Raw genomic sequence first — 12,680 nt, forward strand, 5'->3', positions numbered from 1 at the left:
TTTCCGTTACTTTGTTACATATTCGATAATGGTTCGCGTGACAAAGCAGAATTTAAACGCCTTGCCGAGTATTTCACTTTTAATCCAATGTGCTTTCCGCACCCTAGACAGTGAAGCTCCAAATGGCTCCGAGAAATTGGTGATTGATACATCTTTTTGAGCTAACACCTTTTTCTCGAAATCACCCAATTGGGAAAGTAAGTCATTTGGAACGAAGCTTAGGTTGATCTCACTCATAAGTCTTTCCGTGATTGTTGTGGGTTAGAAACCTACCAGATACGCCTCACGAGGTGGCGCATCGAATAAATCAGCTAAAGCCGTTGGCACTTCTAAAACGAGCTACTCCTTTGTCAGTCCAGCTCACTAGGTATTTTGCTCGAACATTAACTAAACCCTCTTTACGTGCCTGCTCGATCAGAGACTTTTGCTCATCGCTTGGCGATGTTACATAAGAAGAAAACGCCGCCATTGCTGGCTGAATTTGTTTTACTTGATTATCTGAAAGCATTCTCATTTACTCCTGTATTCCCGTTGCAATGACCGTTCAACAAGCATAATGAGACTTTTTGGGGGGAGGAAATTGAGCCTGAAATTATTGGGGGGAACAGGAGAGAGCGCGTTTAAGAGTCAATGGCACTGTAAGACAGTGGATCAAACCGTCAGCGAGGGAAAACGTGATAAAACTCTCACTTTTAAACGCAAGTTGAGAACCGGGTTTTGGGCCGGGATTTCAAAAAACGCTACGGTGTACTCGTTGGCCAACACCACGATTCATTTTTGACATTCAAGGAATACGCCATGAAAAATTCAAGCACGGACACTCAACTAGACGACCGCGTTGCTCAAGCGCTCGACGATAAGGAATGGGGAGATGCACGCAGTTGGCTCGACGAAATCGACCCCCAAGGTCGCAACAATGTCGAACAATTAAACGCAAGAAGTGACGTTCGCTGGTCGTTCGATGAAGATGGCTGGGGCTACGTCGAATAACCCGGCAATACCTGGACCTGGGCGAGTTCATTACGCTCGCCCTTTTCACTGTCCGTCAAAGACACCGACACCTGCCAACTCTGAACGGCGAACGCTCATTCGCAACAAGCCTTCTCTTTCTGGATGCGTTCTTACGCGAGGAACTGCTGCCTAACCTCTTCAATCACTGACACTTTCTTGTTGTACTGACTGACTAAACGGCTCAAATGCTGAATGGAAGTTCCTGTTAACTCAGCAACACGACTGGCGGGGACTTGGTGAACAATCCGCAGCTCCAGTTGTTTTCTTGCTTCTTCATTCGGTTGATACTGGTATAACGCCAGTATGAGCTCCAAATGCGCGAGCGTCCCAACGGTGCCATCGACAAGATAGTCATTCAAAGACAATAGTGTGTTAAGCGACGCGGCCATCGTTTCACAACCCACACGAACATAACGTTTGAACTCAGCCGGTTTATCGAGCGCATCGATTAGCCGGTCATGCTCAGACATCTCATGTTGGGTAAACAGTTCCCTAATCAGTTGAGCCACCTCGATGTTTCGTGATTTGCGGGATAACTGTTGTAAGTGGTCAAATTGGGTGTCCGTTAGCATTGTTTGCTGAATTCCTGCTGCGTTATTCATTAAAGCGCTCTCAAAGCCGCTAGGCGATCTTTCTTCGCTTGAGATAGCCCTGTGATTGCACTAGCGCGACACTCAAGCGTCACCGCCTTTCTGATAGCCATATCATAATCGACTGACTGAAGGTCGGAAACTGTAGATTGGCTAGACGTGTGAAGATTCGCGATAGCAGAAGCATAGTGCGACGCCGCTCTATTCTTCTCTGTGCCTATAACACCTTTCGCCGTTCCTAGGACATTACACAATCCCGTTTCAGTGAGGAATCGGTTACGTGTGGCACCGACCGCTAGGTACGCGTCAACCACGGGCGCGACCACTTCGGGATTTCTGAACTCGACATTACCCATACCATCATCAATAAGGTCACTTGTCTGTGTATGAGCCTGAACATCAACTAAGCAGTCAATGACGTGATGCGTTCGTCGTTGCAGTGATTCAATGACCATCGATACTTTGTTTTGATAGACCTTAAAGACAGACTGCATACCTTGAAAATCAGCGTTGAGCGATGCCATCTCATTAGCAGAAGTCAACAATTTTAGCAGCTTCTCAAAGTTCACCACCAGCACGCCGAACTCGTCCATCCACATCTGGTTTACGCTGGCTTTCAATGACGGACGCTGCTTGTTAGCCAGTCCTCGGTGCGAAGCAAATATCGCGTTGGCGAACGCTTGCTCCTCATAATGAGAAAGAAATTCGACTAAACGATGGCTGACTGTTTTCGCAGTAAAGCTCTGACGGTCAGAACGTAGTACCGATTGCAGCTCCTTGCGCTTGATATTTCGCGCTCTTCGGATGGCAAGCAACTGATTGGCTTTTTGACGGCGATGCTCAGTCATCGAAATAACATGCCCAGCGTTTAGCACCTGCTGATAGTCTCTGTCTGACAGGTTAAACAGGTGTGAGGCATGAAACATCTCTGTGCGAACGAGAGAGCGATTCACATAGTCTTGAAAACGAGGAGCCATGTTAAGGCCGGAGTGCTTCATCAAAGAGTGAAAAGTGCCAGTTCCCGCATACTTTCTAGCCCCTAATCGGGTCTTGAACCCAGAACGGACATAATCGTCATGGCGAGCGATCGCGATTGCCCAGTGTTTGTTGATAAATGACTCAAACTTGCTGTCCAAGAAATCCATAGAAACAGAGAGATGGTGAACAAAGTCTTCATCCATATCGTAGTCATGCAAGGACAACTTAAGAGTGCGGCTTTCATGACTGTCGGGTAGCCAATAGCTCACCGAGGACTGGTACTGCGCAGCCAGCAAAGGATCAGCTGATGGGTTGTAGTCTTGCAGGCTTGTGCGAGAGGCTTTAAAGCTGCCACCCTTTTGCTTGATGCGCTTACGTTTGGTAAAGCGAACGCCCGTTGCTTTGCGAGTACGCGCCTCTTCCGTCACCCCGTAGAAGGCCGACGTGAACTCTTTGCTGTAGGGCAACTCTGCGTGAAACTCAATCTCGAAGGAGCCATGTTCCTTGATCAAGGTGTCCAATATGACATCGTTCGTCGTGCTGTGCTTCAAGCTCACTTTAGATAACTCTGATTGCAGTTTTTCTTTGGCCATCTGGAGTAACTCGACATAGGCTTCCCCGCCTTCTTTGAGGTTCAGTTTCACTGATGAAGAGGCTTTGTGAACCGACAGTTTATCGGTCATTCCATCCGTTGAGTATTTCACTTTCAACGTCATGGCATTGCTCGGAAGCAAACGGTCTCTGTGAATCAGCCCACCTTCAAGGTCACGTAGCATTTGCGAAGTGCGCTGAGATGACTGGCCAGTGAAGCTCATTGGCATCCAATGGCTCAACTCTTCTACCGTATCAATGCTTGGATCAAAGGGTTTGCATGGCGAGAACAGCTGATAAACGAGCGCGTCAGGGAGTTCTTTATCTAACACGGACGCGTCGTCCCACTTAGGCAGTCCCAAGGCGGCACGCTGAGCATTGAGCTCACTATTGAGTGGCGGTAGTGGTTTTCGATGTCCTTTAATGACGTTATCAAGAATGGCCATTGGACGGTACGGCGCAGATTTGACTCCGTGTAGTGACCAAAGTGCCGAGAGCATCACCGCGTGTTTCTCCGTGAACAGTTCCAGCATTGGCTTCTCGCTCAAGCGCTGTGTATACGCCTCGATATACTCTTTTTTGACATCCTCTCTGAGCGTCAGATCTTGCTGAATGTCCATGACGCCCACATCATTGTCATAGCCATGCTCAGCGCCATGTTGAACAAACTCTTGATGGATACGACGGTGTTTCACTGTTATTTGAGCCGCTTGATACAAAATGTATTCAAGGACCGTGGCCTTCAACACATTCGGTTGTAGATAAACGTTAGATGTGACGCCACAAGTGGCACGCGGGTGGAATGCTCGGTTACTGACATTGATGGAACAACGGACAAGATAATCGCGTAGGCGCAGCACATCATCCCCAAAGCGAGCCCAGCGAGGGTATTCTAACATTTCGCGGCCTGAGACGTCTTCACTGACCATCCCGCATGTTTGGCAACCATAACGCGCCACGCCGCCACATGAACTTGTTTCACCAACCTGGCAAACATCGTTCGAACCTTCTCCATAGATCGCGAGAAGTAGACCGAAATTATTACCATACGAAGGAATAAACTTGCCAACGGGCATTTTCTTCATCGGCATGGAACCCGCGTGATTGAGACAGTTGATGACATCTCGTGTCGTCCAATCGGCGATCGGGGCAAAGCGATACTCTCCAAAGCCCTCTCCATCTTTCTTAACTTGTTCAATCAGCATGTCAGCACTCAGACCAGACTCCCCGCGTTTTGACATATTGTTCTTACGACGGGCAGATTCATCTTCTCTGACTCCGCTGAGATTCGCCCATTTCGCTGTGCGGTAACGCTCTGGCATAGATTTAATGATCTTCGCGACAGCACGTTTTCCAACTTCTATTTTCCAAATTGGGCTACAGTCGGCAGCGCGGCCACTTGCCGAGGTGGCAAAGAGTTTTTGAGCACCGGCATACAGGACCATAAGCTGCTGGTGGAGAGGAGGTGACACCAACTCTAAATGCAGGTTGATATCGTGTCGCTCACAATAAGCTTTGATTTGTTGATGAGCAAAAGGGACATACATTTGGATGTTGTTGGGCTCTAATAACGTATCCACCGTAATAGCCACCAGCGGTCTTTCCTGTTCAATGTCGCCATTTTCCAAGCAGCGACGCATGGCTTCAATTGCGGCATTCATGACGGTACTGCTGTCTTTACCTGTGCTCAGCCCCACACGAAATACCATGCCTTCGCGGAGTAACTTCATAAGCTCAGTCACCAACGCTTCAAACTGTTCAAAAGTTTCTTCTGCTACTTGGTAGTTCAGTGAGGTCACATCAAAGTAATTCATAATCCGTCTCGCCCTTGCATATCATAGTTAACATTTTAACATCAGATATTGATTGAGCAATTATTTCATCCCCCCGTTTTTAGTGTGTAAACCCTTAAATATTTGTCGCTTAGGTTGATTAACGATTTAACATCACTTAGCATTGAGTTAACGATTTAACATCACTTAGCATTGAGTTAACGATTTAACATCACTATCCGATAAGGAACTCCTCATGACTGACACGATAAACATCCAAGATGATTGCAAACTAGAAAATAGAAAAATCACTGCTGAGACATCGGTACAGTTAGTTTGCATCACGGGTAATGAAGGCATCGGTCAAACACACCTGACCAAAGTCACCTATGCGCAGTACTGTGCTATCACCTCTATCGAGGATGCCGACCTTGATGAAAAGAGTCGTATGCAGCGTTTGGTGCAAACCAGTCGTGCTAAAGGAGTGACGGATTACCTTGTCGAACGTGACAACACGGTCTTTCCTGAAGCTGTGTTGATTTTGGGTAATGAAGCCGCCATTTCACCCATTCATGGGGACATTGGCAATACTGAAAACAACGGAACGAGTTTATCGATCCTGAATATCGATAAGTCGGTTGACCGTTTCATCGTTGACGGGCAAGGACGTCGACTTGGTATTCAAGATGCTATGAAGGTAAAGCAAGCCATTGCTGATAACCATCTTGACTTGAAAGTCGTTATCGCTCCCACAGACGTGATTTATGACTCAGCAGAGTTTGTTCGCCAAATTTTCGCTGACTTCCATTTACATCTGAAGAAGCCGACAAAAAGCCAATCTATCTATTTTAACGGCGAATGCCCTCTGCATGTGTTCTCGAAAGAACTCATGACGATTGTGGATCGCATGGGTACCCCTTTATCGAAAGCCGTGGCAATCGAAGGTCGATTGAATCAAGGTCAGTTTATGAATATGGCGACATTGGCTGACATCGTATGTGCCTTCATCGGAGACAGTCCTGCGAAAGTAAAAGCGTTGCTCGCTGATACCGAGAAATATGACTACTACCTCATGGAGATTGCTCGTTTCATTCAATGTCTGTATGAGCACTTACCCTATGAAGCCCTACTTTCAGCAAGCAAGGCGGAATGGAAAACGGAGATCGATGGAAATCTTTCAATGTGCGTGATCGGCTTAAAGGCATTGGCAATGGTTGGGAACAGTCTGCATGTTGACGCCGTTCATAACCAATTAGACGATTTCGATGCGAATCCGTTGGCCAAGCTTGCTGAACTGCCGTTCTCAGACCGAGAGGACCCGCTCTGGATAAACGCTCAAATTTATCAGCGAGTTGACGGGAAAGTGAAAATCGTCAAGGGGAGCGAACGTAGGCTTGCCCGTCTGCTTTGTACTCAACTTCGCATTATTGCCAGTGAATACTGTAATCGATAGGAGGTCTCATGGCTCAATTACTCGACCTACAGGCAGAACGATGTCCCCACGTCATGTCCATTGTTCGAACCGCGTTCTTGCGAGCGGTAGACGGTGGATTTGATGGAGAAGTGGAGATCAGAACCATTGAGCAATCTGTGCCGGATAAACTCAAGGTCTTTCTTGCACAGTTGGATACCGTGACGATTGAATCGACCACCAGCCGACCTATTGACGATACGCGCCGCGCTGAACTCTTGGCCACTGAGGACATTACTGAAGATCAGTTGTCCGTCATTGATAGCGAACAGTGGATAACCGTCAAGGTGAATGGATAAACAATTCGTAACCAAGCACAAGGAAAATCGATATGGATAATGGCAATAGAAAGCTCGAAGCGGTATTGGCTAAACTAGAAGACAACGTAACACGTACCGAACGTTCGTTAGAAACCGACCGTTCATTGTTGGCTGATAGTACAAATATGCCCTCACGCGCACGAACAATGGGAGTGACTAAGACGTCTATCAAACAGAAAGAACACTACCTTAAAGGGCTTCGTCATCAACTCGCTGATGTTCGGCTTATAATGGAGTCAACCATCATCTAACTCATGTAGCGTTGGTAGTCGGAATCAGGGAACAAGACTAAGCAACAACAACGTAGCGAGGAGAAGCGGTAGAGCTATCTCTTTCGGCTGCATCTCCTCACTGACGTAACGACTCACTGTTGCGTTTGGGTATATAAGTGCCACGCTTGCTCATCAATCGTGTCTTGGAACAAGTGCTCCTCAAAAGCCGGCGAGTTAGCGGGAGTCTTGAAGAAATCATTCCAACTCGTCCAACCACCATTTACTCGGTAATAGAACTCAGGATGCATAGGCAATTTCGGATCTTCCGGATGGGCATGATCTCCATACTCAAGCCATTGCTGCAATCTTGATTGTGCCAATTCGTTCGTCATGGTTAATTCTCCTGTAAGCCATACACTTACATACCTTAGCGTGACTTCTTGCATTGTTCAAAGTCTGAGCATGACATCCAACACGTTCCACCTCTGAGATAAGTAACGAAAACTCCCCCCCCAACGCCCCCCGATAAACTTGCAATTTACTAAGATCAATTTGACGATCGTTTTCACATTGTTAGTCTATTTATTGAGCATTCAAGCAAAAGGGAAAACTATGTACACCACGGAACTAGATAAAGTCACTGACCAAAAGCTTTGTGCTTATGGGGACGCATGGTACGAGGGATTTTGCGCATATAAACTCCTTGCGTGTTCTGGCTATCACTTAACCTTCCCTGAAGAGCAAATCAAAGTAAAAGCCGGACAAGCGCTCTCTCAAGCGACATTCAAAGAAGGCAAAAGAGATGGCTTCTCACTGCCTTACCTAGAAGGTTATGAGAACGGATTTGCTACAGCTCAAACCATTCATCAACGTGATCGTGATATAGACGATTATGACACCTCTGTCGTGTTGGCCATGTCGGAAGATGCTGAAGACGTTGCATTAGACGACGGTCGACCATCACATTGGACAACATTAAGTGCCGCGTAGAACGGTTGCTTCAATCATCGACAGGGGGCATAATTGCTGTGTTTATATACATACCTTTACGCCCATGCCACACATTCGGATTCGCTTTCACTACAATACCGTCACCATGAACGAACATGGTGTCATTGATGGACACAAGTCAATTTGCGGAAGCACAGTAGAAGTCCTGGGGACAGACGGGTCAACAGAGCGCTTCAACTTCAAGGGCTTTCGAGAATATGCCGATTATCGAGACTCACTCTTACCGATTCAGTTCGTCAAGGTATGGAATGTCTCTGCTTTCTACAAAGACGACTTCTCAAAAGCTGAATTTATCGACTCAAACCATTACTGTATCGGTGTCTTTGAAGCGAATGACAACGGTGTTTACCTACTGCTCGATGGCGAGACTTTAATGACTCGAAACGCTAACCGTGCAGCACAGGCCCCCAAGAACGTAGACAACGTGGTTTCATTTCCAAGTCGAGTGAATAAACACTGATCTCCCAAGTTCAATCCTCCATTAATGAAAGAAATTCGTCTCTCTAATTAAGATAATGCGCCTTGGTGCTTGTTATAACTAGATGGGGAATAAACTGGAGATAGCACAATGATCGCGAAATACATTAGAACCACAGCTTTAATAGCGCTGGCAAGCTTTGTTTTCCTTGTGGCCGTAGCTCTCGGCCAAGCCTCACAGCTAAAGGTCAGCATGGATAGTATTCAGGAATCAATATTACTCTCTTGGGAGGCAGCCAACCCTTCTGACAGCAAGCTAGTGGCACAATATCGAGCGCAGTGCCTTGGAGAGTCAATATCGAAAAATGACAAAATAGATTTAGAATCGCAACTCAAAGACCCGGTTGATATTACCGTGTTGATGAATGACTGTGCAGATGCCGTTGGCGTAAGGGATATGCATAACCAAATCAGCTCAGCATTAGATCCGCTTTATCAATTTTCTTGGCCATTGTCCTTACTGGACGACGCATTAACCAGTGATGGTTAATTTATGCACGATTTATGCAATTCGTATTGACAAACAGCTCAATGGTTAAAAAATATACGGGGGTAATACCTGAAATTGAGTCTATGTCGACGCTGGAAAGTGAATAGACATGAATAATGATGCAAGATATAGAGTTAAGGCCGCGAAATCACCTAGGTGACGCGGCCTTTCTTAATTGAAGGCTTAGCCAAGAAAACAGTGTCGATAGTGCTCTGATTTACGAAACCAGCGCATCTCCAAACCTGCCAAACTCGACTTACCAAGAGATTCCTGAACGTCTCTCAATGACGGTAATGTGATTTCAAATAGTTTGAAATACAGGATTTCTCGTTTCGTCTTACGCTCGTTCTGTAGTACCTGATATGTCGGATCGACTTCGGTGCCATCCTGTAACTTCACCCAGCAATGCTCCGCTGGAAGCCATGTCCCTTCAAAGCAGGTTAAAGCAACACCAAAGACCAAGGCCTCACCATTGAGGAGTCGTGAGGCGACTAGGCTGTTGTTATAGCAAAGCCGAGTAATGGTAGTGGGTTCAACAACAGCCAGTTTTTCGTCTGGTAGATTGCGGATCTCAACATGCTGCATGTGCTGGGGGTCAACACAAAGAATCCGCCCCATTTCGGCATAGCTATTAATATCCATATCAAGCCCATCCCGGTTGAATGCAGTCCCAAACGATATGTGCATCAGCTTCTATCTGGCATTGCTCTGCGAACTCATGAGCATCGACAGCTGTCTCAAAGCTTTCGTCTCTATCGATACCAAACTCATCCGCACAATGTCCTTTTAGCTCCACACCATACCCAATACACTCTTCTGTCTTCGAATCAATTACTTCGTAAATTGTTGCTGTGTTTGCTGGCATAACATTTACCTGTTGTTTGTAGTACATAGGGTTAGTATGAGGCAAAGAAAAAGCTCTCCCCCCTTTCATGGAGGAAGAGCCGGAGGCGTGGGGACTGAACGAATTTTGGGGGGATTATCCTAATGGAACATCTCGTTTGCTAGTTCAGTAATGTGCTCATGGTCAGCCCAGTCCTGATCGCGACTAGCTTGATATGCAACATCAAATACAGGAGATGCTTGATATCGAGACGCACGACGACTCGCACGTTGTAGCGCTTTAATTTCCGAATCTCGACTACGAGTAGTTGGTTGTGCCGCTTGAGTAGTCACCTGAAGTGCTGCTAGGTATGGGTCGTCAGGTAATTGATCGATGTTTTGAGTAGTTTGATTAGTACGCATAATTTCAGTCTCCGTCATGGACAGCGTAGAACCAAACTATTGGTTGTCCCACACCATCGCTAATAATTGGTATTCATTTGTTTATGTACTCGACTATTTGAGAATATCTCTGCCCGTCGGTGTGGCAAACTGTTGCAAGCTATACTGCGCTTCGCGCTCTTGCCGTCAATAAAACACATCATTTCCTCTCTTTGCTTTGTTGACAGTTTAATTATGGCACAACCGACCCCGCCTCCCCCCAAAACACGACGAAAGCCCCGCCAATGGCGAGGTTCAAAGCATTTCGGGGGGAGAATTTAGGCCATTTTTTCTGCAAGAATGACAGATTCGTTGCAGATGCTACCCGCGTTATCCCTATCCCGTGTAAGTTGCTATCTTATAGTGACTCATATTTCCGTGTAAAAACTCTTTAGAAACCCTCCTAATGTGTTGGATGTTTGAGGTAGCGAGCTCTGGGTAGTAGACAACGACCAAGGCTCGAACAGCGTCATCCCTGGACTCGTGAAACCCAAACTCTCTTTGTAAGACATTCAGAAACTTTGGCTGACCATCACCTTGGGATGCCAGATCGCGATTTCGACGTTGTGCGTACACAGCCCATACCTTCGTCTTGCTCATATGTAACTACCCTTCTTATTCTGGCTGCGCTCTTTTGTGGCCACTTCTCTACCGGTTAAGTGAGGGGATTAAGTGTCATGCTGAAATCAGGAGAAACCCACTGCTTGTGGTCACCAGAATGCACAGCTAGTTGAAGTTTGAATCCTGTGCAATTCAACTTCTTTTTAGCCAATCTAACCAGCGCCACGCCTGTTTTCTCTGTTTCAAACTCAACGGTTTTTGATGAGAAAGCTGAATGCAATTCGGCTTTGTATTTAGTCATGGGTTCACCTCATAAAATTACTCAACAACTTGGTGTAATCAGTATGAATGACAAAACCACCTCTCCCCCCTTTTCCATTTTCAAAGCCCACTATACGTTGCTCACAGTACATTCGGGGGGGACGGTCTACATGCAGCCATATGATTTAGGTTCCAGACCACACTGGTGATGAACAGTGTTCACAGATGACGGCTAAACATTGCATGCAATTTTGTGGACTCAACGCTTAAACTTTATGAAGAAGGAAGCACTAATGGGTAAGATAGTTACGTTATACACCTCTAACTTTCATGACTGCGATAAATCTAACGGTATATCAAGTGACGACCTTGAGCCTTATGTCACGAGCTCATATAGCGATGCTCTAGGTCATGTTTTCGATTATGTAGAGCAACGCCTGCTGCACGCTTGCCCGGATCTATTTCGTGAGGAGGTTTTGGAGTGTCCTTCCATGAATGTCGATGAGCTTATTGCAGTTCTGAAAGAAGCAAATCAGGATGACCAGCTGCGTTATTGCGAATGGTACTTCTCGACTCAGAATGACACTGAAACAACCGCTGCCTTCTCAATCCAAGAGCACACGGTTGATGTTGATATAGCCTAGCGTTGAAACAGGTAACGTCCACCAGCGACTATACTTAGTCAATGTCAGCCAGAGACCGTAAGTGTCTACGTAAATTAAACAAGAGGGATTGCAGTACAAGAAGTGTACAAAATTAATTAGTCGATATATCATAAACATATAGACTTATTCATGCTAATACAGCAACTTAGAACCGAATATGTTGACTTTTGTTCCTATTGGAGCAACACTATAGAGGCAAAAATCAAGAGTGCCCTTGTGAAGTTTGACCCACAAACGAACAAGTACAAACCCTTGTAAATCTTGTACCCGCGAGGTTTGCAAATGAATAGAAACCGTCCATATGGGCGGTTTTTTTTCATATAAAGACTGTGCAACTTCCTGATTTCCTTTATACTATTCCCACAGACGCAATATAGATGCACTTGTGACGTTGTAAACATTCGATACTAACCCGCACCCTTCAGACTCATTTCTGATGGGTCTGAAACATTGCGGGTTAAGTGGTTAGACCAGTTTTATTTGACTAGCGATACATGAAATATGTATCTCTTTAAAATAGAAACGCGGGATAACCGCACTTCGTTTGGACTCTTAGGGCTGGGGAGCCCCGTTGGCTGTAGAGATCATTAACGGCACATGCAAGGGCACTCTTGATTTTTGCTATCTGAGAGCCCCCTCCACGTCGCCGCCAACTTGGCTGGAGAGAGCATCTGCCACCTTTCATCTGGAAATGTGGCTGTGAAGAAACTGATCCAGTGGATTGTTGTAGCAATTCTATCTTCGCTCTTAAAAGGCGATAAACCAAAGGTAGATGAACATCACGAGGCGACTCCGGTCGTCGTTGTTATCGTGAGCACTTGCGACCGCAATACACTTTAAAACAGGGTTTGTACTATGATAAAGGGGAGCTTCGGCTCCCCTTCGTAGTTCTACGTGTAGATGCATTGCACTATGCCTTAGTCAGCAATTTCATTCTCAGAAAATAGCCAATTAACACTTACTCTAGGTCTATCGATTTAAAAGAATACGGCCTTTATGATCATGGC

18 protein-coding genes are annotated in these 12,680 nt (G+C 46.0%); 8 read left to right on the top strand and 10 right to left on the bottom strand.

Annotation, left to right across the window (positions count from 1 at the left end; genetic code table 11):
• Positions 1–6: 6 nt before the first annotated feature.
• Together J4N45_RS10545 and J4N45_RS10550 are read right to left on the bottom strand one after the other, a co-directional pair.
• On the bottom strand, positions 7–237 hold the full coding sequence (locus J4N45_RS10545) for a hypothetical protein (protein ID WP_252011366.1): 231 nt from the start codon (positions 235–237) through the stop codon (positions 7–9).
• A 70-nt stretch (positions 238–307) separates the two neighbouring features.
• Positions 308–508: a hypothetical protein gene (locus J4N45_RS10550; protein WP_252011367.1), complete on the bottom strand. Its 201-nt coding sequence runs from the start codon at positions 506–508 to the stop codon at positions 308–310.
• Between the two features lie 290 nt (positions 509–798).
• Here J4N45_RS10550 and J4N45_RS10555 point away from each other — a divergent pair, with 290 nt between their 5' ends.
• Entirely contained in the window at positions 799–990 is a 192-nt protein-coding gene (locus J4N45_RS10555; RefSeq protein ID WP_252011368.1) for a hypothetical protein, read from the top strand.
• A 131-nt stretch (positions 991–1,121) separates the two neighbouring features.
• Here the strand turns inward: J4N45_RS10555 and J4N45_RS10560 are convergent, their stop codons facing one another.
• Complete coding sequence (locus J4N45_RS10560) at positions 1,122–1,613, bottom strand: hypothetical protein (RefSeq protein WP_252011369.1); 492 nt, start codon at positions 1,611–1,613, stop codon at positions 1,122–1,124.
• Entirely contained in the window at positions 1,613–4,984 is a 3,372-nt protein-coding gene (locus J4N45_RS10565; RefSeq protein ID WP_252011370.1) for an adenine nucleotide alpha hydrolase family protein, read from the bottom strand. Before J4N45_RS10565 ends, J4N45_RS10560 begins: the two co-directional genes overlap by 1 nt.
• Positions 4,985–5,198: 214 nt before the next feature.
• Between J4N45_RS10565 and J4N45_RS10570 the strand changes: the two genes are divergently transcribed.
• The 3 genes from J4N45_RS10570 to J4N45_RS10580 are packed head-to-tail and all read left to right on the top strand — an operon-like array spanning position 5,199 to position 6,984.
• Positions 5,199–6,395, top strand: coding sequence for a DNA sulfur modification protein DndB (locus tag J4N45_RS10570; protein ID WP_252011371.1), 1,197 nt, complete (start codon positions 5,199–5,201; stop codon positions 6,393–6,395).
• 8 nt (positions 6,396–6,403) lie between these two features.
• Entirely contained in the window at positions 6,404–6,712 is a 309-nt protein-coding gene (locus J4N45_RS10575; RefSeq protein ID WP_252011372.1) for a hypothetical protein, read from the top strand.
• Positions 6,713–6,744: 32 nt separating this feature from the next.
• Complete coding sequence (locus J4N45_RS10580) at positions 6,745–6,984, top strand: hypothetical protein (RefSeq protein ID WP_252011373.1); 240 nt, start codon at positions 6,745–6,747, stop codon at positions 6,982–6,984.
• 113 nt (positions 6,985–7,097) lie between these two features.
• On the opposite strand, the gene J4N45_RS10585 is transcribed toward J4N45_RS10580, so the two are convergent.
• A complete protein-coding gene (locus J4N45_RS10585; RefSeq protein ID WP_252011374.1) occupies positions 7,098–7,337 on the bottom strand; it encodes a hypothetical protein in 240 nt (79 codons plus the stop codon).
• A 220-nt stretch (positions 7,338–7,557) separates the two neighbouring features.
• On the opposite strand from J4N45_RS10585, the gene J4N45_RS10590 reads away from it, so the two are divergent.
• The 3 genes from J4N45_RS10590 to J4N45_RS10600 all read left to right on the top strand — a co-directional run bounded on the left by J4N45_RS10590 (position 7,558) and on the right by J4N45_RS10600 (position 8,923).
• On the top strand, positions 7,558–7,935 hold the full coding sequence (locus J4N45_RS10590) for a hypothetical protein (RefSeq protein WP_252011375.1): 378 nt from the start codon (positions 7,558–7,560) through the stop codon (positions 7,933–7,935).
• The gene (locus tag J4N45_RS10595; protein WP_252011376.1) at positions 7,925–8,416 is read left to right on the top strand and encodes a hypothetical protein; all 492 of its coding nucleotides are present in this window, start codon (positions 7,925–7,927) and stop codon (positions 8,414–8,416) included. The genes J4N45_RS10590 and J4N45_RS10595 overlap by 11 nt, the downstream gene beginning before the upstream one ends.
• Positions 8,417–8,524: 108 nt before the next feature.
• Positions 8,525–8,923 carry a hypothetical protein gene (locus tag J4N45_RS10600; protein ID WP_252011377.1) on the top strand — a complete coding sequence of 133 codons (399 nt, stop codon included), beginning with the start codon at positions 8,525–8,527 and terminating at the stop codon, positions 8,921–8,923.
• A gap of 183 nt (positions 8,924–9,106) precedes the next feature.
• Here the strand turns inward: J4N45_RS10600 and J4N45_RS10605 are convergent, their stop codons facing one another.
• The 5 genes from J4N45_RS10605 to J4N45_RS10625 all read right to left on the bottom strand — a co-directional run bounded on the left by J4N45_RS10605 (position 9,107) and on the right by J4N45_RS10625 (position 11,048).
• On the bottom strand, positions 9,107–9,565 hold the full coding sequence (locus tag J4N45_RS10605) for a hypothetical protein (protein WP_252011378.1): 459 nt from the start codon (positions 9,563–9,565) through the stop codon (positions 9,107–9,109).
• A 1-nt stretch (position 9,566) separates the two neighbouring features.
• The gene (locus J4N45_RS10610) at positions 9,567–9,788 is read right to left on the bottom strand and encodes a hypothetical protein (protein WP_252011379.1); all 222 of its coding nucleotides are present in this window, start codon (positions 9,786–9,788) and stop codon (positions 9,567–9,569) included.
• A gap of 119 nt (positions 9,789–9,907) precedes the next feature.
• Positions 9,908–10,168: a hypothetical protein gene (locus J4N45_RS10615; protein WP_252011380.1), complete on the bottom strand. Its 261-nt coding sequence runs from the start codon at positions 10,166–10,168 to the stop codon at positions 9,908–9,910.
• 354 nt (positions 10,169–10,522) lie between these two features.
• Positions 10,523–10,786 carry a hypothetical protein gene (locus J4N45_RS10620; protein WP_252011381.1) on the bottom strand — a complete coding sequence of 88 codons (264 nt, stop codon included), beginning with the start codon at positions 10,784–10,786 and terminating at the stop codon, positions 10,523–10,525.
• A 55-nt stretch (positions 10,787–10,841) separates the two neighbouring features.
• Entirely contained in the window at positions 10,842–11,048 is a 207-nt protein-coding gene (locus J4N45_RS10625) for a hypothetical protein (RefSeq protein WP_252011382.1), read from the bottom strand.
• 253 nt (positions 11,049–11,301) lie between these two features.
• Between J4N45_RS10625 and J4N45_RS10630 the strand changes: the two genes are divergently transcribed.
• Positions 11,302–11,652 carry a hypothetical protein gene (locus J4N45_RS10630; RefSeq protein ID WP_252011383.1) on the top strand — a complete coding sequence of 117 codons (351 nt, stop codon included), beginning with the start codon at positions 11,302–11,304 and terminating at the stop codon, positions 11,650–11,652.
• Positions 11,653–12,680 lie beyond the last annotated feature (1,028 nt).

The sequence above is a fragment of the Vibrio sp. SCSIO 43140 genome (assembly GCF_023716585.1).
Lineage (GTDB): Bacteria > Pseudomonadota > Gammaproteobacteria > Enterobacterales > Vibrionaceae > Vibrio > Vibrio maritimus_B.